This window comes from Serratia sp. 25CWL12 (genome assembly GCF_055790885.1).
Genome location: NZ_CM147698.1, coordinates 1,347,184 through 1,371,844 on the forward strand (window position 1 = coordinate 1,347,184; position 24,661 = coordinate 1,371,844).

The 24,661-nt window shown below is 53.4% G+C and carries 14 protein-coding genes and 1 pseudogene; 14 read left to right on the forward strand and 1 reads right to left on the reverse strand.

Going from position 1 to position 24,661, the window contains the following annotated elements; all coding sequences use genetic code 11:
- The first annotated feature begins 266 nt into the window (after positions 1-266).
- The 14 genes and pseudogenes from ACX9GV_RS05895 to ACX9GV_RS05960 form a co-directional block, all read left to right on the forward strand.
- On the forward strand, positions 267-707 hold the full coding sequence (locus ACX9GV_RS05895; RefSeq protein WP_023491567.1) for an NADH-quinone oxidoreductase subunit A: 441 nt from the start codon (positions 267-269) through the stop codon (positions 705-707).
- 15 nt (positions 708-722) lie between these two features.
- Positions 723-1,397 (forward strand): NuoB/complex I 20 kDa subunit family protein, encoded by a 675-nt coding sequence (locus tag ACX9GV_RS05900; RefSeq protein WP_023491569.1) that lies wholly within the window; start codon positions 723-725, stop codon positions 1,395-1,397.
- A gap of 43 nt (positions 1,398-1,440) precedes the next feature.
- Positions 1,441-3,237: an NADH-quinone oxidoreductase subunit C/D gene (gene nuoC / locus ACX9GV_RS05905; protein ID WP_473197381.1), complete on the forward strand. Its 1,797-nt coding sequence runs from the start codon at positions 1,441-1,443 to the stop codon at positions 3,235-3,237.
- A 2-nt stretch (positions 3,238-3,239) separates the two neighbouring features.
- The gene (gene nuoE, locus ACX9GV_RS05910; protein WP_473197382.1) at positions 3,240-3,767 is read left to right on the forward strand and encodes an NADH-quinone oxidoreductase subunit NuoE; all 528 of its coding nucleotides are present in this window, start codon (positions 3,240-3,242) and stop codon (positions 3,765-3,767) included.
- Entirely contained in the window at positions 3,764-5,116 is a 1,353-nt protein-coding gene (gene nuoF / locus ACX9GV_RS05915) for an NADH-quinone oxidoreductase subunit NuoF (RefSeq protein ID WP_023491572.1), read from the forward strand. The genes nuoE and nuoF overlap by 4 nt, the downstream gene beginning before the upstream one ends.
- Positions 5,117-5,273: 157 nt before the next feature.
- Complete coding sequence (gene nuoG / locus ACX9GV_RS05920; RefSeq protein ID WP_473197383.1) at positions 5,274-8,009, forward strand: NADH-quinone oxidoreductase subunit NuoG; 2,736 nt, start codon at positions 5,274-5,276, stop codon at positions 8,007-8,009.
- On the forward strand, positions 8,006-8,983 hold the full coding sequence (gene nuoH / locus ACX9GV_RS05925) for an NADH-quinone oxidoreductase subunit NuoH (RefSeq protein ID WP_023491574.1): 978 nt from the start codon (positions 8,006-8,008) through the stop codon (positions 8,981-8,983). The genes nuoG and nuoH overlap by 4 nt, the downstream gene beginning before the upstream one ends.
- Positions 8,984-8,997: 14 nt before the next feature.
- A complete protein-coding gene (nuoI, locus tag ACX9GV_RS05930) occupies positions 8,998-9,540 on the forward strand; it encodes an NADH-quinone oxidoreductase subunit NuoI (protein ID WP_023491575.1) in 543 nt (180 codons plus the stop codon).
- Between the two features lie 8 nt (positions 9,541-9,548).
- Positions 9,549-10,109: an NADH-quinone oxidoreductase subunit J gene (gene nuoJ, locus ACX9GV_RS05935; protein ID WP_473197384.1), complete on the forward strand. Its 561-nt coding sequence runs from the start codon at positions 9,549-9,551 to the stop codon at positions 10,107-10,109.
- A complete protein-coding gene (nuoK, locus tag ACX9GV_RS05940; protein ID WP_023491577.1) occupies positions 10,106-10,408 on the forward strand; it encodes an NADH-quinone oxidoreductase subunit NuoK in 303 nt (100 codons plus the stop codon). Before nuoJ ends, nuoK begins: the two co-directional genes overlap by 4 nt.
- Positions 10,405-12,252 carry an NADH-quinone oxidoreductase subunit L gene (gene nuoL, locus ACX9GV_RS05945; RefSeq protein WP_473197385.1) on the forward strand — a complete coding sequence of 616 codons (1,848 nt, stop codon included), beginning with the start codon at positions 10,405-10,407 and terminating at the stop codon, positions 12,250-12,252. Before nuoK ends, nuoL begins: the two co-directional genes overlap by 4 nt.
- A gap of 214 nt (positions 12,253-12,466) precedes the next feature.
- A complete protein-coding gene (gene nuoM / locus ACX9GV_RS05950) occupies positions 12,467-13,996 on the forward strand; it encodes an NADH-quinone oxidoreductase subunit M (protein WP_023491579.1) in 1,530 nt (509 codons plus the stop codon).
- Between the two features lie 6 nt (positions 13,997-14,002).
- Positions 14,003-15,460 carry an NADH-quinone oxidoreductase subunit NuoN gene (gene nuoN, locus ACX9GV_RS05955; protein WP_473197386.1) on the forward strand — a complete coding sequence of 486 codons (1,458 nt, stop codon included), beginning with the start codon at positions 14,003-14,005 and terminating at the stop codon, positions 15,458-15,460.
- A 113-nt stretch (positions 15,461-15,573) separates the two neighbouring features.
- Positions 15,574-15,753, forward strand: a pseudogene (locus ACX9GV_RS05960) (autotransporter outer membrane beta-barrel domain-containing protein); the annotation flags it as partial.
- A 129-nt stretch (positions 15,754-15,882) separates the two neighbouring features.
- On the opposite strand, the gene ACX9GV_RS05965 reads toward ACX9GV_RS05960, so the two are convergent.
- Positions 15,883-24,531: a glycoside hydrolase family 94 protein gene (locus ACX9GV_RS05965; RefSeq protein ID WP_473197387.1), complete on the reverse strand. Its 8,649-nt coding sequence runs from the start codon at positions 24,529-24,531 to the stop codon at positions 15,883-15,885.
- Positions 24,532-24,661 lie beyond the last annotated feature (130 nt).

Below are 24,661 nucleotides of genomic sequence, written 5' to 3' on the forward strand. Positions count from 1 at the left end.
GAGAGCCGAGTTCTGTAGTCAACTGTTTGTTACTTGAAAGATGATGGGTATATAGACCCAAGTTCATTCCAGTTGCAGGTAAAAGGCAAACGAATGAGTCTCTAGCAGCATAGTCAACTATGTGACTAGGGTGAATCAGCGCAGTCAACAACCCTGCAGTTAGAATGGCGACGGGGATATCTCCTTCCCTTGAATCGATGTGGTTCGCTCACCGCCGGTGATTAGAGCAGGCGTTCGCCACCACTTTTGATGAGTAAGCATAGAGTATGTCAACAACCACTGAAGTTATCGCTCATCACTGGGCATTCGTCGTATTTGTCATCATGGCTATTGGGCTTTGCGGCTTTATGTTGCTGGGCGCATTTTTCTTGGGTGGGAGAGCCCGGGGGCGTGCTAAAAACACACCTTATGAGTCGGGGATCGACTCTGTCGGCTCAGCGCGTATGCGCCTTTCAGCCAAATTTTATCTGGTCGCCATGTTCTTCGTTATCTTCGATGTTGAAGCCTTATATCTGTACGCTTGGTCGGTCTCGATTCGTGAGAGCGGTTGGGTAGGCTTTATCGAAGCCGCCATTTTCATTTTGGTGTTATTGGCAGGGTTGGTTTATCTGGTGCGTATCGGCGCATTGGATTGGGTCCCTGTGCGCTCTCAGCGCCTGAGCAAACCAAGCACAATCAAGAACGCCAGCAACAGTCATCCGCAGTAACAGTGAGGCATTAAGATGGACTATACGCTCACCCGCATAGACCCTAACGGTGAGAACGACCGTTATCCCCTGCAAAAACAGGAAATCGTTGGTGATCCTCTGGACCAGCAGGTTCATCGCACGGTCTACATGGGTAAACTTGAACATGCATTGCATGACATGGTGAACTGGGGGCGTAAAAACTCTCTTTGGCCCTATAACTTCGGCCTTTCATGCTGTTATGTGGAGATGGTGACATCATTTACTGCCATTAACGATGTGGCACGTTTTGGTGCAGAAGTATTGCGTGCATCCCCACGTCAGGCGGACTTTATGGTGGTAGCCGGGACTTGCTTCACTAAAATGGCCCCCGTTATTCAGCGTTTGTATGAACAGATGCTGGAGCCCAAGTGGGTGATCTCCATGGGCGCCTGCGCCAATTCCGGTGGTATGTACGATATCTACTCTGTGGTGCAGGGGGTGGATAAATTCCTGCCTGTTGATGTGTATATTCCAGGCTGCCCACCGCGTCCAGAGGCTTATATGCAGGCGTTACTGCTGCTGCAGGAGTCAATTGGTAAAGAGCGCCGCCCATTGTCGTGGGTTGTGGGCGAGCAGGGGGTTTACCGTGCCAATATGCAGTCAGAAAAAGCGCGAAAGCACGCGGAGCGTATTGCGGTAACCAATCTGCGGACGCCAGACGAGATTTAATCGAACTTGCGGCGAAATGACCCTTTAGTGTGGTGAAAAAATTATGACAGATTTAGCGACGCACGACGCCCTACCTGCCTGGGAAACCAGGGATCATCTGAATGATCCGGTGATTGGTGAACTGCGCAACCGTTTTGGGCCGGAAGCCTTCACTGTTCAGCCTACCCGTACCGGAATGCCGGTGGTATGGGTCAAACCTGATCAGTTACTGGACGTCATGACGTTCTTGAGAAAACAGCCGAAGCCTTATGTGATGCTGTTTGACTTGCATGGTATGGACGAGCGTTTGCGCACTCATCGCCAAGGCTTGCCAGCGGCAGATTTTTCTGTTTTCTACCATCTGATCTCTGTTGAGCGTAACCGCGACATCATGCTGAAAGTGGCACTGTCTGAAAAAGACCTTCATGTGCCCACAGTGACCAAGATATTTCCTAATGCCAACTGGTATGAGCGTGAAACTTGGGAGATGTTCGGTATCACTTTTGATGGTCACCCGCACCTGCGGCGCATCATGATGCCGCAAAGCTGGGAAGGTCATCCCCTACGTAAAGATTATCCGGCGCGCGCAACCGAATTCGATCCCTTTGTGTTGACCAAGCAGAAAGAAGATCTGGAAATGGAGTCGCTGAAATTCAGACCGGAAGAGTGGGGGATGAAGCGCAGTACAGACAATGAAGACTTCATGTTCCTTAACCTGGGCCCGAACCACCCCTCTTCCCATGGTGCGTTCCGTATCATTTTGCAGTTGGATGGTGAAGAAATTGTCGATTGCGTGCCGGATGTGGGTTACCACCACCGTGGCGCTGAGAAAATGGGTGAGCGGCAATCCTGGCATAGCTATATTCCTTACACCGATCGTATCGAATACCTCGGTGGCTGCGTAAACGAAATGCCTTACGTACTGGCGGTTGAAAAACTGGCCGGGATCGTGGTGCCGGATCGTGTCAACACCATTCGTGTGATGCTTTCTGAACTGTTCCGCATCAACAGCCACTTGCTGTACATCAGTACCTTTATTCAGGATGTGGGGGCGATGACCCCGGTGTTCTTCGCCTTTACCGACCGTCAGAAAGTGTATGATCTGGTGGAAGCGATTACCGGGTTCCGTATGCATCCCGCCTGGTTCCGTATTGGTGGTGTCGCCCATGATCTGCCCCGCGGTTGGGACCGTCTGCTGCGTGACTTCCTCAACTGGATGCCTAAGCGCCTCGACTCCTATGTAAAAGCAGCACTGCAAAACTCGATTCTTAAAGGGCGCTCTATTGGTGTCGCTTCCTACAATGCCAAAGAGGCATTGGAGTGGGGCGTGACGGGTGCAGGCTTGCGTGCCACCGGGGTTGAGTTTGATGTGCGCAAATGGCGCCCTTATTCCGGCTATGAGAACTTTGATTTTGAAGTACCGGTGGGTGACGGCAACAGTGACTGCTATACCCGAGTGATGCTCAAGGTAGAAGAGCTGCGCCAGAGTTTGCGTATTCTTGAACAGTGCTTGAACAACATGCCGGAAGGGCCGTTCAAGGCGGATCATCCGCTGACCACGCCGCCACCGAAAGAGCGCACGTTGCAGCATATTGAAACGATGATCACTCACTTCTTGCAGGTTTCCTGGGGCCCGGTGATGCCGGCTAACGAGTCATTCCAGATGGTGGAAGCCACCAAAGGGATCAACAGCTACTATCTGACCAGTGATGGTAGCACCATGAGTTACCGCACTCGAATTCGGACACCCAGCTATGCTCACCTGCAGCAAATTCCAGCGGTGATCCGCGGTAGCCTGGTTTCCGATTTGATCGTCTATCTGGGTAGTATCGATTTTGTAATGTCAGATGTGGACCGCTAACTATGCATGATCATGAAAACAATCACCCGGTGAAGCAGGTGCTTGAGTCTGAAGCCGATGTCTTTGTGCTGAGTGCGCACGAACGTCAGGCGATCGAGCACGAGATGCACCATTACGAAGACCCGCGCGCCGCTTCCATTGAAGCCCTGAAAATAGTGCAGAAGCAGCGTGGTTGGGTTCCCGATGGGGCGATTTATGCCATCGCAGAGGTGCTGGGTATTCCTGCCAGCGACGTAGAAGGGGTGGCCACATTCTACAGCCAAATTTTCCGCCAACCCGTAGGGCGCCATGTGATCCGTTATTGTGACAGTGTGGTTTGTCACATCAATGGTTATCAGGGGATTCAAGCCGCTCTGGAGAATAAATTGGCTATCAAGCCAGGTCAAACCACGTTTGATGGCCGTTTTACATTACTGCCTACCTGCTGTTTGGGTAACTGCGACAAGGGGCCGAGTATGATGATTGATGAAGACACCCATGCTCACCTGACGCCGGAAAGCGCGGTCGAATTGTTGGAGCGGTATAAATGATGATGGATATCAAACGTACTGCTGAAATGCATCCGCTCACCTGGCGTTTGCGTGATGATCAACAACCGGTATGGTTGGATGAGTATCGTAGCCAAAATGGTTATCAGGGGGCAGAAAAAGCCCTGAAAGGAATGGCGCCTGACGAGATAGTCAACCTGGTGAAAGAGGCCGGGTTGAAAGGCCGTGGTGGGGCCGGTTTCTCCACCGGGTTGAAGTGGAGCCTGATGCCGAAAGATGAATCCATGAACATTCGCTACCTGTTGTGTAACGCGGATGAAATGGAACCAGGCACCTACAAAGACCGTTTATTGATGGAGCAATTGCCACACCTGTTGGTGGAAGGGATGTTGATTTCAGCTTTTGCGCTGAAGGCCTATCGCGGTTACATCTTCCTGCGTGGTGAATATGTTGAAGCTGCAGAACATTTGCGCCGCGCGATTAGTGAAGCGACGCAAGCGGGTTTGCTGGGCAAAAATATCCTGGGTAGTGGATTCGATTTTGAGCTGTTGGTGCATACTGGAGCTGGCCGTTACATCTGCGGTGAAGAAACGGCGCTGATCAACTCGCTGGAAGGCCGCCGTGCCAATCCACGTTCCAAACCGCCGTTCCCGGCTACCTCTGGGGCCTGGGGTAAACCCACCTGTGTCAACAACGTAGAAACCTTGTGTAACGTGCCTGCCATTCTTGAACACGGTGCGGATTGGTATAAAGGGATCTCGGCAGGTAAGAGTAACGACGCCGGTACCAAATTAATGGGCTTCTCTGGCCGGGTGAAAAACCCGGGTTTGTGGGAGTTGCCGTTTGGTATCACCGCCCGTGAAATTCTGGAAGATTACGCCGGTGGCATGCGTGATGGTTTGCGTTTTAAAGCCTGGCAGCCAGGGGGAGCGGGTACCGATTTCCTCACCGCTGACCACCTGGATCTCCCGATGGATTTTGAAAACATCGCTAAGGCGGGCAGCCGTTTGGGCACTGCGCTGGCGATGGCGGTAGACCATGAGATTGGTATGGTGCCGCTGGTGCGCAACCTGGAAGAGTTTTTTGCGCGCGAGTCCTGCGGTTGGTGTACCCCTTGCCGGGACGGCCTGCCATGGAGCGTGAAGATTCTGCGTGCTCTGGAGCGGGGTGAAGGGCAGCCGGGGGATATTGAAACCCTGGAGCAGTTGTGCCGCGCCTTGGGGCCGGGCAAAACGTTTTGTGCCCATGCACCTGGTGCCGTAGAGCCGCTACAAAGTGCGATTAAATATTTCCGCGATGAGTTTGAAGCCGGTATTGCGCCACAGTATTTGGGCAATGTTCAGGCGATTGGTGGTATTCAGCCAAACAACTTATTGAAGCAACGCTGGTAATCACATCGGTGTCAAGAGACGCAATGGCGGCTCCTGGCCTACCAGCCAAGAAATTTTTTATAATTAACGCTTGAAAAGTAACCGGCAATTTACCTGGCAGCGAGACTGCGAAGTAAAAGCTGACAGTTACCTCAGGCCATTTGGAAGCATGCTGACTATGGCTACGATTCATGTAGACGGCAAAGAATACGAGGTTGATGGAGCAGATAACCTGTTACAGGCATGTCTCTCTCTGGGCCTTGATATTCCCTATTTTTGCTGGCATCCGGCGCTTGGAAGCGTCGGCGCTTGCCGCCAATGTGCGGTAAAGCAATACCAAAATGCGGACGATACCCGTGGCCGTTTGGTGATGTCTTGTATGACACCAGCATCGGATGGAACCTTTATTTCCATTGATGATGCTGAAGCCAAACAGTTTCGTGAGAGTGTGGTCGAATGGTTGATGACCAATCACCCGCACGACTGCCCTGTGTGTGAGGAGGGCGGTAACTGTCACTTGCAGGATATGACGGTGATGACCGGACATAGTTTCCGTCGCTACCGTTTCACCAAGCGTACCCATAACAATCAGGAATTGGGGCCATTTATCTCTCATGAGATGAACCGTTGCATTGCCTGTTACCGCTGTGTGCGTTACTACAAAGACTACGCGGATGGTACCGACTTTGGCGTCTATGGGGCACACGACAATGTCTATTTCGGCCGCCCGGAAAGTGGCACGCTGGAAAGCGAGTTTTCTGGCAACCTGGTAGAAGTCTGCCCAACGGGCGTATTTACCGACAAAACCCACTCCGAGCGCTATAACCGCAAGTGGGATATGCAGTTTGCGCCAAGCATCTGCCAACAGTGCAGCGTGGGGTGTAATACCAGCCCTGGTGAGCGCTATGGTGAATTGCGCCGCATTGAAAACCGCTATAACGGTAGCGTAAACCACTACTTCCTGTGTGATCGCGGCCGTTTTGGTTATGGTTATGTGAATCTGAAAGATCGTCCTCGGCTGCCACAACAGTTGCGCGGCAGTGACTGGATCACCTTGAATGCCGAACAGGCAATGCAAGGGGCGGCAGATATTCTGCGTCAAGCGAAGAAAACCATCGGTATCGGTTCCCCTCGCGCCAGCCTGGAAAGCAACTTTGCGTTACGTGAACTGGTTGGGGCGGAAAACTTTTATAGCGGCAATAGCCAAGCGGAACAGCAACGTTTGCACCTGATGCTCAACGTGCTGAAAAACAGTGGGGTTTATACCCCGAGCCTGCGCGAGATCGAAAGCTACGACGCGGTACTGGTATTAGGTGAAGACCTGACCCAGACAGCGGCCCGTATTGCGCTGTCGGTTCGTCAGGCGGTGAAAGGTAAAGCACGTGCCATGGCAGCCGCGCAACGGGTGGCTGATTGGCAGATCGCCGCAGTACAGAACATTGGCCAACATGCGAAACATCCGCTGTTTGTCACCAATGTTGATAGCACGCGTATGGATGATATTGCCGCCTGGAGTTATCACGCGCCGGTTGATGAGCAAGCCCGTCTCGGTTTCGCCATCGCCCATGCACTGGACCACTTAGCGCCAGCGGTAGCCGGGTTGTCTGATGATCTCAACAAGAAGATTGATGTGATCGTGCAGGCCTTGGCGGGTGCACAGAAACCATTAATCGTCACCGGCAGCAATGTGGGCAGCGAAGCGATTATTGCGGCGGCCGCCAACATTGCCAACGCATTGAAAGCTCGTGGTTCTAACGTGGGCATCACTTTGGTTGCTGCGGATGCCAACAGCCTCGGCTTGTCGATGATCGGTGGTGGTTCCCTTGATGAAGCGCTGCGGGAATTGGAAAGTGGCGCGGCAGATACCGCGATTGTGATGGAGAACGACCTCTATCGTCATGCGCCTGCGGCCAGAGTGGATGCCGCATTGGCACAAGTTCGCAACCTGATCGTTGCTGATCATCAGCGCACTACCCTGATGGATAAGGCTAACCTGATCCTGTCTGCCGCCAGTTTTGCTGAGAGTGATGGCACCGTGGTGAATCAGGAAGGGCGCGCACAGCGTTTCTTCCAGGTATACGATCCGGCTTATTACGATGATGCCAAGAAAGATATTCATAGCATCATATTGGAAAGCTGGCGTTGGATGCATTCATTGCACTCTGCTTATGCCAGTCGCCAAGTGGACTGGACGCAGTTGGATGATGTGATTGCCGCTTGTGTGGCAGCATTACCTCAACTGCAGGGGGTTCAGGAGGCGGCACCGGATGCAACATTCCGTATTCGTGGGCAGAAACTGGCTCGTTCACCGCACCGCTATAGTGGACGTACTGCGATGCGGGCTAACATCAGTGTGCATGAGCCCCGTCAGCCTCAGGATAAAGACAGTATGTTTGCCTTCTCGATGGAAGGGACCAACAGCCCACTGGCTGATCGCCAGCAGATCCCTTTCGCCTGGATGCCGGGTTGGAACTCACCACAGGCCTGGAACAAATTCCAAGCGGAAGTGGGCGGCAAACTGCGCCATGGGGACCCAGGGATACGCCTGATCGAAGCGGGGGAGGGCAACCTGGGTTACTTCTCTTCAATTCCGCTGCCATTTATGGCGGAAGGCTGGCGTGTAGCCCCTTATTACCACCTGTTTGGTAGTGACGAAACCTCACAACGTTCAGCGGTGTTCCAACAGCGGATGTCACCCGCTTACGTGATGCTCAACGTTGCAGATGCCGCACAACTGGGTGTTAACGCCGGTGCGATGCTGGAGTTCGACTGTGTGGGTCAAACGTTACGTTTGCCGCTACGTTTGAGTGAAACCTTAAGCCAGGGCCAGATCGGTCTGCCGCTTGGCTTGCCAGGGATCCCGCCGATACTGGTGGGGGAAATGGTTGAAAATCTGCGGGAGGCAGCACGATGAGCTGGTTTACACCTGAGGTAATCGACATTCTGATCGCCATTCTAAAAGCGGTGGTGATCCTGCTCGTGGTGGTCACCTGCGGTGCCTTTATGAGTTTTGGCGAACGCCGCCTGTTGGGGCTGTTCCAGAACCGTTACGGGCCAAACCGTGTTGGCTGGGGGGGATCACTGCAGTTAGTCGCTGACATGATCAAAATGTTCTTCAAGGAAGACTGGGTACCGACCTTTGCTGACCGGGTGATCTTTACCCTGGCACCGATGATCGCCTTTACTTCCCTGTTACTGGCCTTTGCCATTGTCCCGGTCAGCCCGACTTGGGTGGTGGCGGATCTTAACATCGGCATTCTGTTCTTCCTGATGATGGCTGGGTTAGCGGTGTATGCAGTGCTGTTCGCTGGCTGGTCGAGTAACAACAAATACTCGTTGCTGGGGGCGATGCGTGCTTCTGCGCAAACGCTAAGCTATGAAGTGTTTCTCGGCCTGTCGCTGTTGGGCGTCGTCGCCCAGGCGGGCTCGTTCAACATGCAGGCGATTGTCGAGTCGCAAGCCCATGTCTGGAATGTCATCCCGCAATTTTTTGGTTTCCTGACCTTTGCCATTGCCGGGGTTGCGGTGTGTCACCGTCATCCCTTTGACCAACCCGAGGCTGAACAGGAACTGGCGGATGGTTACCATATTGAATACTCCGGCATGAAGTTCGGTCTGTTCTTTGTGGGGGAGTATATCGGCATCGTGACGGTATCAGCCTTGATTGTCACGCTGTTCTTCGGCGGTTGGCATGGGCCGTTTTTGCCACCATTTATCTGGTTCGCACTGAAAACCGCCTTCTTCATGGTGATGTTCATTCTGATCCGTGCTTCGCTGCCACGTCCGCGTTATGACCAGGTGATGTCGTTTGGTTGGCGCGTTTGTCTGCCATTGACGTTGCTGAATCTGTTGGCAACCGCTGCGGTCATTTTGTACCAAGCTGAATAAGGGGTGAATAAACCATGACATTGAAAGAGTTGGTGGTTGGTTTCGGCACCCAGGTGCGCAGTCTTTGGATGATTGGCCTGCATGCCTTCGCCAAACGCGAAACCCTAATGTATCCGGAAGAACCAGTCTATCTGCCACCACGTTACCGTGGTCGCATCGTGCTGACGCGTGATCCCAATGGTGAAGAGCGTTGTGTGGCCTGTAACCTGTGCGCCGTGGTCTGCCCGGTGGGCTGTATTTCACTGCAAAAAGCCGAGCATGAAGATGGGCGTTGGTACCCGGAGTTTTTCCGTATCAACTTCTCACGTTGCATCTTCTGCGGTTTGTGTGAAGAGGCCTGCCCAACCACCGCGATCCAATTGACCCCTGATTTTGAAATGGGTGAGTTCAAGCGCCAGGATTTGGTCTACGAAAAAGAAGATCTGTTGATCTCGGGGCCGGGTAAATATCCGGAATATAACTTTTACCGCATGGCCGGTATGGCGATTGACGGCAAAGCTAAGGGCGAAGCCGAAAATGAAGCCAAACCGATCGACGTCAAAGGTCTGTTGCCGTAGGAGCAAGCATGGAAATTGCCTTTTATTTGGCAGGTTTGATTGCGATAGTCGCGACGATACGCGTTATTTCGCATACCAATCCTGTACATGCGCTGCTGTATCTGATCGTGTCTCTCTTGGCGATCTCGGCAGTCTTTTTCTCACTGGGGGCTTATTTTGCCGGGGCGTTGGAAATCATCGTTTATGCGGGTGCCATCATGGTGCTGTTCGTGTTTGTGGTGATGATGCTCAACCTGGGTGGTTCCGTACAACAGCAAGAGCGTGAGTGGTTGAAACCCTCTGTTTGGATTGGCCCCGCGTTGTTGTCACTGGTTTTATTGCTGGTGTTGATTTTTGCTATCCGCAGTGTGGCGGATCAAGGCATCAGCGGGGAAGTGATCGATGCCAAAGCGGTGGGTATCAGTCTGTTCGGCCCTTATGTGCTGGCGGTTGAACTGGCTTCAATGCTGCTGTTGGCGGGGCTGGTGGTTGCCTTCCATATTGGCCGTGAAGAAAAAGCCGGTGAAGTGCTGAGTAATAGCGCCGCAAGCAGTGACATGGCGAAAAGAAAATCGGAGGAGCAAGCATGATCCCTCTTCAACATGGGCTTATCCTGGCGGCAATTCTGTTTGCACTGGGGCTGGGCGGGTTGATATCCCGGCGTAATCTGCTGTTTATGCTCATCAGCCTGGAAGTGATGATCAACGCTGCGGCATTGGCGTTTATCGTAGCGGGGAGCTATTGGCATCAGCCAGATGGGCAGATTATGTATATCTTGGCGATCAGCCTGGCAGCCGCCGAAGCCAGTGTCGGCTTGGCATTGCTGCTGCAGCTCTACCGTCGCCGTCATACCCTGAATATTGATACTGTCAGTGAGATGCGCGGATGAATCTATTATATTTAACCATTCTGCTGCCGCTGCTCGGCTTCCTGTTGCTGGCGTTTTCCCGGGGGCGCTGGTGTGAAAACCTGGCCGCAACCGTCGGCGTTGGCTCAGTTGGCCTGGCAGCACTGGTCACGGCCTATGCCGCTGTGGATTTTCTTGCTCAACAGGCTACGGGTGTTCAGCTGTTTGAACAACACCTGTGGACCTGGATGGCGGTAGGCAATTTCAACATTGGGGTTACCCTGGTGTTGGATGGCCTGTCACTCACTATGCTGTCGGTGGTCACGGGTGTCGGTTTCTTAATTCACATGTATGCCTCTTGGTATATGCGTGGTGAAGAGGGATATTCACGCTTCTTCGCTTATACCAACCTATTTATCGCCAGCATGGTGGTTCTGGTTCTGGCCGATAACCTGTTGCTGATGTACCTGGGCTGGGAAGGTGTTGGTCTGTGCAGTTACCTGTTGATCGGTTTTTACTATAAAAACCCGGCTAATGGGGCGGCGGCAATGAAAGCCTTTATCGTCACCCGTGTGGGTGATGTGTTCTTGGCTTTTGCGCTGTTTATTCTGTATCAGCAACTGGGCACGCTGAACATTCGTGAACTGATGGTGCTGGCACCACAGAAACTGGCGGTGGGCGACAGTGCAATTACCTGGGCAACCCTGATGTTACTGGGTGGTGCGGTGGGTAAATCGGCACAGTTACCGTTGCAAACCTGGCTGGCAGATGCGATGGCCGGCCCAACCCCGGTATCTGCTTTGATTCACGCGGCCACCATGGTGACTGCGGGTGTTTACCTGATTGCCCGTATGAACGGTTTGTTCCTGATGGCGCCACAAGTGTTGGAGCTGGTGGGCGTGGTCGGTGGGGTAACGTTGCTATTGGCGGGTTTTGCCGCGCTGGTGCAGACCGATATCAAACGCGTGTTAGCCTACTCAACCATGAGCCAGATTGGTTATATGTTCCTGGCGCTGGGCGTACAGGCTTGGGATGCGGCAATCTTCCATCTGATGACACACGCCTTCTTCAAAGCCTTGCTGTTCCTCTCCTCTGGCTCAGTGATTCTGGCCTGTCACCATGAACAGAACATTTTCAAAATGGGGGGCTTGCGCAAGAGCATTCCACTGGTTTATGTCTGCTTCCTGGTGGGGGGCGCTGCTTTGTCGGCACTGCCTATGGTTACCGCAGGTTTCTTCAGTAAGGATGAGATCCTGGCTGGCGCGATGGCTAACGGCCATTTCAACCTGATGATGGCAGGGCTGGTGGGGGCATTTATGACTTCACTGTATACCTTCCGTATGATCTTTATCGTGTTCCATGGTGAAGAGAAAATCAAAGCCCATGCCGTGAAAGGGATTACTCACCACTTGCCACTGCTGGTGCTGTTGGTGCTGTCCACCTTTGTGGGTGCGATGATTGTTCCACCACTTTCTGGGGTACTGCCGTCAACCACCGAGTTGCCACATGGCAATGTGCTGACACTGGAAATCACCTCTGGGATGGTGGCCATCATCGGTATCCTGCTGGCAGCTGCGCTGTGGTTAGGTAAACGCACCTTGGTGAACAGCATCGCACAAAGTGCGCCGGGGCGTTTCTTGTCAACCTGGTGGTTTAATGCCTGGGGCTTTGACTGGCTGTATGACAAGGTGTTTGTCAAACCCTACCTGGCGATTGCCAGATTGCTGCAAAGCGATCCACTGAACTCACTGATGAACTTGCCTGCAATCTTTGCCCGCTGGGGGAATCGTGGTTTGGCGGTGAGTGAGAACGGTTATATCCGCTGGTATATCGCCTCTATGGGGGTGGGCGCCGTGCTGGTATTGGCGCTGTTGATGATGGTTTAACAGAGCAGTTTGGACACAATTATCGGGCGTAGCGCTCGTTAATTTAGCGCTATGTACAACGTTTTTGCTTTACACCCAAGAATTTCAAATTGGAGCTAGGCGGCACGTGCACGAATCCCCAGGAGCTTACACAAGTAAGTGACTGGGGTGAGTAAACGTAGCCAACAACGCTCCAGCTTGAAAGAGACGGGTAGAATAAGGGATACAAAACGCCATGATATTAACTTGGCTAATTCTTCTCCCCTTTATCGGTGGTCTGCTGTGTTGGCAGAGTGAGCGTTTCGGCACTAAAATGCCGCGCTGGATCGGATTGATCGCGATGGGGCTGACATTAGTTCTCACCTTGCAACTGTGGTGGCAGGGCAACTATTCACTGCTTAAGCCGTTGGGGATTCCACAGTGGCAGTCTGAGTTTTCTGTGCCGTGGATCCCGAGCTTTGGTATCAGCTTCCACCTGGCACTGGATGGTTTGTCGCTACTGATGGTAGTGCTGACCAGCTTGCTGGGGGTGGTGGCAATTCTCTGTTCCTGGAATGAAATCCAGCGAAATCAGGGTTTTTTCCACCTGAACCTGCTGTGGATCCTCGGTGGGGTTATCGGGGTGTTCCTCGCCATTGACTTGTTCCTGTTCTTCTTCTTCTGGGAAATGATGTTGGTGCCGATGTATTTCCTGATTGCTCTGTGGGGGCATAAGGCATCGGATGGTAAAACCCGTATTACGGCGGCTACCAAGTTCTTTATCTATACCCAGGCCAGTGGTCTGGTGATGTTGGTTGCCATCCTCGGCTTGGTGTTTGTTCATCATAATGCCACTGGTGCCTGGACCTTCAACTATGTAGAACTGTTGAACACACCAATGTCGCACCAAGTGGAATACCTGCTGATGCTGGGCTTCTTTATCGCTTTCGCGGTGAAAATGCCAGTGGTGCCATTACACGGCTGGTTGCCGGATGCTCATAGCCAGGCACCGACTGCGGGTTCGGTGGACTTGGCAGGGATTTTGTTGAAAACGGCGGCCTATGGCCTGTTGCGTTTCAGCTTGCCGCTGTTCCCTAATGCTTCGGCTGAGTTTGCACCGATCGCCATGTGGCTGGGGGTGATTGGTATCTTCTACGGTGCCTGGATGGCATTTGCCCAAACCGATATCAAACGTCTGATTGCTTATACTTCCGTTTCCCATATGGGCTTTGTGCTGATTGCCATCTATACCGGTAGCCAATTAGCTTACCAGGGGGCGGTGATCCAGATGATTGCTCACGGCCTTTCTGCCGCCGGGTTGTTTATTATCTGTGGCCAGTTGTATGAACGCCTGCATACCCGCGATATGCGCCAGATGGGCGGCTTGTGGGGGCGGATCAAGTATATCCCTGCGCTTTCCCTGTTCTTTGCCGTGGCCACTCTGGGGATGCCGGGTACCGGTAACTTTGTCGGTGAATTTATGATCCTGTTTGGTAGCTTCCAGGTTACCCCGGTGATCACGATAATTTCAGCTTTCGGTCTGGTGTTTGCTTCGGTTTATGCCTTGATGATGATGCAACGTGCTTACTACGGTGCGCCGAAGTCAGACCAACCGTTGCCGGGCATGAGTGCTCGTGAATTGTTTATCGTTCTGCTGTTGGTGGTGCTGTTGGTGCTGTTGGGGGTCTATCCTCAACCGGTTCTGAATACCTCAAGTGCAGCGATGGACAACGTGCAACACTGGTTTGGTCCGTCAGTTTCAGCCATTTTAACTACAAGGCCGTAATTCGCCATGACAATAACTCCTCAACAACTGATCGCACTGTTACCGCTGTTGATCGTCGGATTGACGGTGGTGGTTGTGATGCTGTGCATTGCGTGGCGACGCGACCACTTTATCAATGCTACTCTGGCTGTCGTCGGCCTTAACCTGGCACTGCTTTCGCTCTATTTTGTCGGACAAGTTGGTCCGATAGACGTCACTCCGCTGGTGCGGATTGACGGTTATTCGATGTTCTATACTGGGCTGGTGCTGTTGGCCAGCTTGGCAACCTGTACCTTTGCCTACCCTTGGCTGGCGGGTTACCCGGATAACCGTGAAGAGTTCTACCTGCTGGTATTGATTGCTACCATGGGGGGGCTGTTACTCGCCAGTGCCAACCATTTGGCTTCGCTATTCCTCGGCATTGAACTGGTTTCGTTGCCGCTGTTTGGCCTGATTGGTTATGCCTACCGCCAGAAGCGTTCGTTAGAAGCCGCCATCAAGTATATGGTGCTCTCTGCCGCTGCCTCCAGCTTCCTGCTGTTTGGTATGGCGCTGCTGTATGCCGAATCGGGTGACCTGTCATTGGCGGGCCTGGGCAAGAGTTTGCAGGAACATTTGGTTCACCAGCCACTGGTGTTGGCAGGGATGGGCATGATGCTGGTTGGCCTCGGCTTTAAACTTTCGTTGGTGCCATTCCAGTTGTGGACGCCGGATGTTTATCAAGGCGCCCCAGCACCGGTTTCAACCTTTCTGGCAACTGCCAGCAAGGTTGCGATCTTTGCGGTAGTGATGCGTTTGTTCCTGTATGCGCCCGCTGCTGATCATGAAGCGCTGCGCATCGTGCTGGCGGTGATCGCCTTCTGTTCGATCCTGTTTGGTAACCTGATGGCGATTAACCAGACGAACATTAAGCGGTTGCTGGGTTACTCCTCTATCGCTCATCTGGGTTATCTGTTGGTGGCGCTGATCGCGGTACAAAGCCACGATCTGGCACTGGAAACCGCTGGTGTTTATCTGACCGGTTATCTGTTCAGCAGTTTGGGCGCCTTCGGGGTGGTGAGTTTAATGTCCAGCCCTTACCGTGGACCGGATGCCGATTCGCTGTTCTCTTACCGCGGTCTGTTTTGGCATAAGCCTATTCTGTCGGCGGTGATGACGGTGATGATGTTGTCATTGGCCGGTATCCCGATGACGCTGGGCTTTATTGGTAAGTTCTATGTGGTTGCCATGGGCGTTAGCGCGCATCTGTGGTGGTTGACTGGTGCGGTGGTGGTTGGTAGTGCCATTGGTTTGTACTACTACTTGCGTGTGATCGTCAGCCTCTATTTAAGCGCCCCAGAAACCTTGAGACGGGATACCCCCAACAACTGGGCATTGACTGCCGGTGGGGTGGTGGTGCTGATTTCAACGGTGTTGGTACTGTTGTTGGGGCTCTACCCGCAACCACTGATTACCCTGGTGCAGATGGCAAAACCGATGTTTTGATCGTTGGCGGGTCATAACTGGACAACAAACATGAGTACAGAAGGGCAGGCCGATGTGTCTGCCCTTAATATCAATAGAGCACCCGTTGTTGGGTGCTTTTATTTTTATGCAAAACTACGATGAATGGCATCACAGTCAAGTAGGATGGTGCCGCCAATATTGCCGAGCTGAAACTGGGCGTGGAAGGGCAAGTCAACAAGCAGGTGAATCTGTGGGGCAACGTTGGCCAGCAACTGGGCAACAACGGCTACAGCGATACTGCGGTAATGCTGGGTGTTAAATACAACTTCTAAAGCGTGAACACTTTCCCTGTCTCCGGCGCTGTTTGTTAGCGTAATAGCCGCAGGCAGGGAAGGCGACACTTTACCCCCTGTTTTTGGGGCCGATTCTCAACTCATTGAGCTACGGCTGGATGAGGTCAATCAACGCCCCAATATCACTTCCACTTGATAGATTTTCCCCTCATCGAGCAAGGTAATCACTGGTTGTGGTTGCCGTTCACCGTCAACGAACACTTGCGTGTGGCCCTCGCCTTGGCGCAGGACTAAGCGATATTCGCTGCTTCCTTCACGGTAGGTTAGCGTAACTGGCGGCCAACCAACGGGCAACCGGGTGTTGATGGCCAGGGTATTGCCACGGCGTTTTAGCCCAAGTAGTGACTCTATGATCAGCCGATACATCCAGCCTGCGGAACCGGTATACCAACTCCAACCACCACGGCCAATATGCGGGGCGACGGCATAAATATCCGCCGTAGCAACATAAGGCTCAACTTTGTAGCGATCTGCCGCCATGCTGTCTAGGCTATGGTTGATTGGGTTAATCATGGCCATCAATTCCCAGGCGCGTTCGATATTGCCCATTTCGGCGAAGGCCATTACTGCCCATATGGCCGCATGAGTATATTGTCCGCCGTTTTCCCGCACACCGGGCAGATAACCACGGATATAACCTGGGTTCGGGCCCTTGCCATCAAAAGGTGGCGTCAGCAGTTTGATGATCCCGGCCTGGTTATCCACCAGGTGCTTATCCAACGATTGCATCGCCTGCGTACTGCGTGCCGAGTCGCCACCGCCGGAAAGAACTGACCAGCTCTGGGCGATGGCATCAATGCGGCACTCCGCGCTGTGCTGCGACCCCAAAGGTTCGCCATTGTCGAAGTAGCCACGGCGGTACCACTCACCATCCCAGGCGTGAGCGTGCAGGTTAACGCGCAGTTGTTCCGCTTGCTGTTGGCACCATTGCGCTAATTCTGGATCACTATGCTGGTGAGCCAGCTTGCCGTAGCGTTGCAGAATAGAGAACAGGAAGAAACCGAGCCAAACACTCTCGCCACGACCTTCCGATCCGACTTTATCCATGCCGTCGTTCCAGTCACCACTGCCCATCAGTGGCAGCCCGTGCTCACCCAGTCTCAGGCCATGCTTCAGCGCTCTGACACCGTGCAGATACAGGCTCTCTTGTTCGGTACTGGTACCCGGCTGTTCGTAACATGACTCTTCACCCGCTGCCAATGGGCGTGCTGTCAGATAACTTACCTGCTGTTGAAGAACGGCCTGATCGTCCGTGGCATCAAGGTAATGGCAAATAGCCAAAGGCAACCACAGGTAATCATCGGAACAGCGGGTGCGTACCCCATTGCCCTGTGGCGGATGCCACCAGTGCTGAACATCCCCTTCAATAAATTGCCGCGAAGCACATAACAGGATTTGTTCGCGTAGACGTTCAGGCTGGGTGTGTGTCAGTGCCAGCGTATCTTGCAGTTGATCGCGGAAGCCAAACGCACCACCCGATTGATAATAGCCACTGCGGGCTTGAAGGCGGCAGGCGATGGTTTGATACAGCAGCCAGCCATTAGCCAGCAGATCGACAGCCGGATAGGGGGTGGCGATTTGTACCTTGTTCAGCAGCCCGTCCCAGTGTTGCTCCACCAGGTGTAACTCGTGATGCAGCACATCTTCTTGCAGATAATGGCGTAGCAGGGCTTCGGCTTCGTCAGTATCTTGCCCCAGGCCTAGAGCGAATACCCAACTGCGTTGGTCGCCATCAATGAGGCTAATGGCAGACTGCACCGCCCCACAAGGGTCCAGACCGCCGCCGGTCTTGCCGGATAACCGTCGTAATTTCAGAACGGCAGGGTCGGCCAGCGTACCGTTGCGGCCAATAAATTCCCGCCGATCACCGGTGATTGAACAATGTACGCCAGTCACGCCGAAGAACGCCGTGCGTGGCGAACCACTACTGGTGTAATAGTTGTTGGCGAGGATGCCGCAACCCCCAGGCACGGTTGCGCTGCGGGTCACTACATGCATTGCCGCTTTTTGGCGCGAATCACCGAGGATAAACTCCATATATCCGGTGGTAGAAAGCCTACGGGTGCGCCCAGAGGCATTGGTCAGGGTGAGCAGGAACAACTTCACTGGTGCATCTTTGGCCACCAGCACCGTCAGTTGGCTATCGATACCGCTTTCCCGGTGCTCGAACACGCTATAGCCAAAACCGTGGCGCGTCAGGTAATGACCACTCCCTTTGGCGGGGAGTGGTGTAGGTGACCAAATATGCCCACTCTCTTCATCACGCAGGTAGAAGGCTTCACCGCTACGGTCACTCACCGGGTCGTTATTCCACGGGGTCAAGCGGTACTCGTGGGCGTTTTCATACCAGGTATAAGCCTGGCCACTTTCTGAGACCACTGAGCCGAACATCTCATTGGCAATCACGTTTGCCCAAGGTGCTGGCGTGACCCGGCTTTCGTTAACGGCGATGACATATTCGCGGCCATTTGCCGAGAAGCCCCCATAGCCGTTGTAGAATTGCAGGTTATCGATGTCAGGTAGCTGGGGTGAATGCAGGTTGTGCGGTAAACGAGTCAGGACAGCCAGCTTAGAGGCGGCGGTTGGCGGGCCTAATGGTTGCTGTTGGGTTGGTGGCTGTTGCAAACGTTGGTTGAGTTGCTCCACCAGCCCACCGCGCCGATCATCCAGATAAATCCGCGCTACGCTCAGTAGCAGGGTACGGTCTTCCGGCGACATCAATTCGCCGGAGCGAACGAAGATCCCGCCAGGCTTGTCAGTCAGGCATGACTCCATGCCAGCGGCAATCATCTCCATGATCTGATTTTGCAGATCTTGCCGATAGCCCCCGAGATCCTGATTAATAATCACCAGATCAACCTGTAGCCCTTTCAAGCGCCAGTAGTTATGTGCCTGGATCAGCTTTTTCACCAGTGCGATATTCTCACTGTCGCTGACAGATAACAGCACAATAGGCAGATCACCGGAGATGGAATAGCCCCAAAGCCCGGATTGCCCACGGCGGTTATTGATGATTTCACTGCTGGCGGCACGCATTTCTTGTGCCGGGAATACCACCGCGCTGGCCAAGCGATTAAACAGATTGGCGTCTTCTTCATTGGCATTAAGCTGGCGTAGCACTACTTGGCTGTGTGACCAGGCCAGTTCGAAAATACGGTCCGCCATATAGCGGTCACGGTATTTCTCCAACATTGCCAGGCTGCTGTCACGGTCTTCACAAACGCCATAGAAGATATCTAGCGTCAACGGTTGATTGGGTTTAAGCACCACCTGCTGGCGGATAGCCATTATCGGGTCGAGTACTGCGCCGGCGCTATTGGTCAGGGGGCGGTTCTGATGCAGCGCCTGCGGGTTGGCTGGCGTGCGACCCCGGCCGATAAACTTGGCCCGATCGGTTTCAAACGAGGTCTGGTTACTGCCCCCTGGCAGGATCATCATATGCAGCAACCACGGCGATTTTTCTTGCGGTTCACGGGGGCGGCGGTGGCACAGAATGGCGTCCTGATCAGGCAGTAACTCAGTTTGTACAAACAGATTGCTGAATGCAGGATGGGCCAGGTCATTGTTGGCTGGGGCCAGCACCACTTCGGCATAGCTGGTAATTTCGATGATACGCGTTTGTTTGCCACGGTTAACCAAGGTCAGGCGGCGCAGTTCGATATCATCCTCTGGTGAAATCACCACTTGAGTTTTCACCGAAAGCATCCCCTGCTGGCGTTGGAACTCCGCACCTGCGTCGTTGAAGGTGGCGCGGTAACCCCCTTTCTCGCTTCCTCCGGTAGGTTGCCAGGTGTTACTCCACACCTCACCGGTTTGTGGATCACGCAGGTAACAGAAAGCCCCCCAGTTGTCGCAGGTGGCATCCTCGCGCCAACGTGTCAATGCCAGATCCTGCCAGCGACTATAGCTACCCCCACTTTGGCTGATCATTAGGTGATAGTTGGCATTAGACAGCAGTTGCACTTCGGGAATGAAGGAATCAACACCGGTGAATTCGCGGGCAGCAAAACTGGCCGGTGTAATGGTGCCTTCATGAGTTTCGAAGTGGCGGCGGGTGCTGTAAAGCTCGATGGCATCCGGCACCCGTTCCTGCAAAACCAGCCGGGTTGACTGGAAAGCAGGGTAGCGGGAAAAACGTTTTACCATTGGTGCATCCAACAACAGATGCGATAACGCCAGGAAGCTCATCCCCTGATGGTGAGCCATATAGGAACGGACAATCACATACAGTTGCCCCCAACTGAGGCGGGATGCGGTGTAATCCAGTGCTTCGTAGAAACCATAACGCCCTTTGGCGCCGTTTTTTTCCAGCGTCAGCAAATTGTTGCAGGCACTGTCGGGGTCAACCATCAACGCCAGTAGGGTGGCGTAAGGGGCAATGACCATGTCATCCCCCAGCCCGCGTCGCAAGCCTAATCCCGGCACCCCAAAGGCGTGATATTGGTAGTTTTGCAACACATCAAAGCCAAAATAGCCGGATTCAGAAATCCCCCACGGGACACCGCACTCTTTGCCCCAGGCAATTTGCCGTTTTACGGCCGCACGGCACATTTGCACCAGAACGGTATTGGGGTAGGCCGGCATCACCAATTGCGGCATCAGATATTCGAACATCGAACCGCTCCAGGACATCAGGGCCGGTTCTTTATTGATCAGGGTAAACAGTCGCCCCAGTGCAAACCAACTGCGCTGCGGGATTTGGTTGGTGGCAATGGCGACATAGTTGGTCAGGCGGATTTCTGAGGCCAACAGATCATATTTACTGCTGTCTGCGCGGTTTTGATCGCAGTTGAAACCGACAGTCAGCAAATGTGTGGTTTTGTCGTACAGGAAACTGAAGTCCATATGCGCCATGTTTTCTAACCGCTGTTGCAACAGCGTCAATTGTGCCAGGCGTTCGGTAGCCAGTTGAGTCACGCTATCAAGTTGCACTTGCTGCTCTGCTGATAGCCTCAGCTGTTTGGGCGGGTTGGCTAACCAGTGCAGGCTGGGCACTTGCTCCAGTGCCGGCAGGCTGTTGTTCAACCAACCAAACCATAAGCTCCACTCGCTGCTGAGTTCGTTGAGTTGTTGCTGAAAAGCCGCTGCCCAGCGTTGAGTCGCTTCGCCCTGTTGCCGTGCGCTTTCCTGTAGGTTTTGGCTCTCACTAAGCAGCGTATTCAGTTCAGTTTGCAGTGCTGCCGGAGGGGCATTGTTTGCCCGTTGCCACAGTTTGCGCAACTGCTGCAAGGCTTGGGGGGCGGTGGCTCCCCAGTGCTGCTCTAGCAACAACAGGGTGTCATCAAGCCCGCCAAGCAGGCGGGACGGGTCGATCACCGGTTGATTGGCCAACGGCGGTAACCCGGCACTCAATGTCAGTAGATGAGCAGCGAAGTTCCCACTGTCCACGCTGGAGACATAGCGCGGGCTCAGGGGTTCCAGTGTCCGGGTGTCATACCAGTTGTACAGATGACCCCGGTAACGCTCCATACGCTCCAGTGTGCCCAAGGTCAGAGTAATGCGCTGTAAGGCACCACTGAGGGTGAGATAACCGAAGTCATAGGCGGTGAGATCCGCCAGCAGCGACAGCCCGATATTGGTGGGCGAAGTACGATGCGCGATCATCGGCTCCGGGATCTCCTGGAAGTTATCCGGCGGTAACCAATTCTCTTGTTCAGTGACAAAGGTGGCAAAAAACGCCCAGGTTTCGCGGCTGGTCTGGCGCAAGTAGCGGCGTTGCGTAAGGGTGAGGGCAGCTTTAACTCGCAGTGGCTCAAGGCTGAGGTGATAAAGCAGGAACGGCGACAGCACCCACAAAATGGCTAATGGCAGGGCGAGCAATATAGCGATCGCGCCAGAAAACGCCGCCAGTAGCAAGAGCAGTACACCAGCCAACGGGTTGAACCACAGCTTGCAGTAGTAATTGGCCAGCGTGACCGCCTGGTGCTGTTGGGATTGAGCATAGCTGCTCCACTCTTGCAGACGATGTTTGCTCACCAGTAAACGCCACAGCGTGATAGCAATGGCCTGCAGGCTGTAGAGGGCTTCATGGGGTAATTCGGTTAGTCGTAGGCCAACCTGCGCCAGCCGGTGTAGTGATCCTTTGAGTTTCAACTGTAAATGCTGGCGATAAGGCTGGTGCGGCGGTTTGCGTACCCCATCTTGCAACAGTGCCAGCAGCGTGGGTAGCAGCAGAATAATGGCGAAGACAGCAAACCAGTAGCCGGTATCCGGTAACCAGCCAATGCTAAGGAACAACAGCAACAGTAAACAAGGGGAGACCAGGCTACGGCGCAGGTTATCCAGCAGTTTCCAGCGCGATAGGTGGCTCAGCGGATTGGCTGCACGGGTGCCATCCTCAGTGACCACCTGGGGGCGCAGCCAGTTGAGTAATTGCCAGTCGCCACGGATCCAGCGTGAACGGCGCGCCACGTCTACCAGATAAGTGCCGGGATATTGCTCATAAAGCAACACATCACTGAGTAAACCCGAGCGGGCATAGCAACCTTCCAACAGGTCGTGGCTTAAGACCATATTTTCTGGGAAAGAGCCTTGCAGACTGTGGGAAAAGACATCGACGTCATAAATCCCTTTACCAATAAACGAACCTTCACCAAACAGATCCTGGTAAATATCAGAGGAGATCTGCGTGTAGGGGTCATTGCCCGGTGTGCTGCTACAGAGTGCCGCATAGTGGCTCTGACCATAAGTGGGGATCTCTTCTGCCATTCGTGGCTGCAGGACAGCATAGCCAGCCACTACCCGATTGTGTGTGGCATCGTATTGTGGTTGATTCAATGGGTGTGCCATAGCAGCAATCAACTGATGGGCGGTTTCACGCGGCAAAATGGTGTCGCTATCGAGCGTAATAACATATTTAACGGTTTTTAACTGCGTTAACCCTTGCCCTATTTGGCTGGAAAATCCATTACCTCGATTACGTAGCCAATCATTCAAGGCATTCAGCTTGCCACGCTTACGTTCCAACCCCATCCAGGTTTGCTGCTTTTCATTCCACAGGCGTTCCCGGTGGAACAGAAAGAAGTGACTGGCACCTTCGCTGCTATAGCGGGTATTCAGCTCATTGACCTTTTGGCTGGCATAAGCCAGTAACTCGGCATCATCCGCCTGGTGTTGCTGTGCGGCATCATTAAAGTCGGTCAGTAAGGCGAAATGCAGATGCGGCATCGAATTGCCCAGATAACAGACTTCCAACGTATTGATCAATTGGTCAATATTCGCTTTATGGCTGATCAAGGTCGGGAACACCACCAGGGTGCGGTATTTTTCCGGGATGCCGTTGGAAAAATCGAGCCTGGGTAGCGGTTTTGGTGAACAGTTACGGCTGGTGGTTTCACTGAGTAAGTTGACCATCAACTGACTGACCACGACCACTAATGGGCAGATCAGCAGCAGCAACCCCCAAGTGATGCCGGTGCGATAAGTATGGTGCAATACCACGGCACAGGCCGCGGTAGTGAGCAGGCTGAGGCTACCGACCCAAGAGAGCAGCGGGTACTGATTGAAGAGTTGACTGATACGGCTCATGCGCCCAAAACGGACCTGGAGTTGTTGTTCCAGTTGTGGGCGGCCATCATCAATCAGGTAATAGCCGATATGGTGCGTTCGTGGGTTGCTATTGGCCTGTTCAGCGGCGGCCCGTGCCATATTCAGCGCCTGCTTTGCCACTTGGACCTCACTATGCGGGCACTGGCGCGCGAGCGTTTCGATCACATGGCGATAGTGGTCACGGGTATTGAAATGCATTAATGGGTAGATGCCCGCAGGATCTTCACTCAAAGTATGGTCAACGTGACTCATGGCTTCGACAAATTCCGCCCAATCCATTTCGCTCAGTTGACGCAGACCCGCAATACTGTTGCTGACAGAGAGTTGATTAGAGGCCAACTGCTGGTTGAAACGATGAATCAACTCATCTGAGGTCAAGCTGACTTCCGCCAGGCGTTGTTCAACCCAGGTCAGTGGTAGCGCCAACATGGTGCCATGGCCCCGTAGGCGACGGGCCAGTTCGGCCACGAAGGCACTGGTGCGCGGCGGGTTAGAACGCGCCATATCGGCAATGACGATAATCAAGTTGGCGGGGTCGTTTTTTGCCGACTCGAGCATTTTAGTCACCCAGCTATCCGCCAGATTGCGTTCCTGTTGCACCTGGGCTACTTCTAACGCCACTCGGCGTAAGTTTTCAATCAGTGCCAGCCTGAGCATACCGGGTAACGCCCAGAGTTCCCCCAGCGTTAAATTCACTTCTGTCTGGTAGGCGGCAATATAGCGCATCAGGCTTTCGGCATCCCAACGCCCATCACCATGAGCAATCGCCTCGGTGGCGATATCGTAAATCCGTGGGCAGTTGTGTGGCACCATCAACCGGGGCAACCAGCGGCCAAAGGTTTTTGGCAGATGATGGCGGACCACGCGAATTTGTTCTTCAATCAGGTAAAAATTGTCCAGCAGCCAATCGCCTGCGGGGGTCATGATGCTTTTCTTGCCGTTGCTTAATTGGCGGCAACTTTCCGCCAAAACCTGTTCGTTATCATTAAGGCGTTTGAGCAAATGGTAGGGGGATTTACCGCTTGCCAGTTTATGTGAACGAGCCAAGCGTTGGCCGTAGCGTTCCATTTGGTCGATAGAAAATAGCTCGGCTTTGATGTTGCTGGCGGGAAGAATGTCGGCAACCGCCTGGTGATGCCGTGATAGCCACTGGGTGACTTTGGTGTTTTTTTGGGTGTTTTTCAACCAACCTATAAATCTTTCTTTCATGTAAAAGCTCCTTGCATCTGACCAAAAGGGCTGGTGGCATTAGCGCGGGAAGGCTGTGAGCATCATTTTTAACCCTTAATTTGATCTGGATAGGGTTAATGGTGATGGGAACCCGGTAGCCAACGCGGAT

Excerpts from the sequence above, each read along its gene's own strand:
- nuoI (WP_023491575.1), top strand. The coding sequence starts at position 8,998 with ATGACATTGAAAGAGTTGGTGGTTGGTTTCGGCACCCAGGTGCGCAGT.
- ACX9GV_RS05900 (WP_023491569.1), top strand. The coding sequence starts at position 723 with ATGGACTATACGCTCACCCGCATAGACCCTAACGGTGAGAACGACCGT.
- nuoF (WP_023491572.1), top strand. The coding sequence starts at position 3,764 with ATGATGATGGATATCAAACGTACTGCTGAAATGCATCCGCTCACCTGG.
- nuoJ (WP_473197384.1), top strand. The coding sequence starts at position 9,549 with ATGGAAATTGCCTTTTATTTGGCAGGTTTGATTGCGATAGTCGCGACG.
- nuoK (WP_023491577.1), top strand. The coding sequence starts at position 10,106 with ATGATCCCTCTTCAACATGGGCTTATCCTGGCGGCAATTCTGTTTGCA.
- nuoC (WP_473197381.1), top strand. The coding sequence starts at position 1,441 with ATGACAGATTTAGCGACGCACGACGCCCTACCTGCCTGGGAAACCAGG.
- nuoN (WP_473197386.1), top strand. The coding sequence starts at position 14,003 with ATGACAATAACTCCTCAACAACTGATCGCACTGTTACCGCTGTTGATC.
- nuoE (WP_473197382.1), top strand. The coding sequence starts at position 3,240 with ATGCATGATCATGAAAACAATCACCCGGTGAAGCAGGTGCTTGAGTCT.
- nuoG (WP_473197383.1), top strand. The coding sequence starts at position 5,274 with ATGGCTACGATTCATGTAGACGGCAAAGAATACGAGGTTGATGGAGCA.
- ACX9GV_RS05965 (WP_473197387.1), bottom strand. The coding sequence starts at position 24,531 with ATGAAAGAAAGATTTATAGGTTGGTTGAAAAACACCCAAAAAAACACC.
- ACX9GV_RS05895 (WP_023491567.1), top strand. The coding sequence starts at position 267 with ATGTCAACAACCACTGAAGTTATCGCTCATCACTGGGCATTCGTCGTA.
- nuoH (WP_023491574.1), top strand. The coding sequence starts at position 8,006 with ATGAGCTGGTTTACACCTGAGGTAATCGACATTCTGATCGCCATTCTA.
- nuoM (WP_023491579.1), top strand. The coding sequence starts at position 12,467 with ATGATATTAACTTGGCTAATTCTTCTCCCCTTTATCGGTGGTCTGCTG.
- nuoL (WP_473197385.1), top strand. The coding sequence starts at position 10,405 with ATGAATCTATTATATTTAACCATTCTGCTGCCGCTGCTCGGCTTCCTG.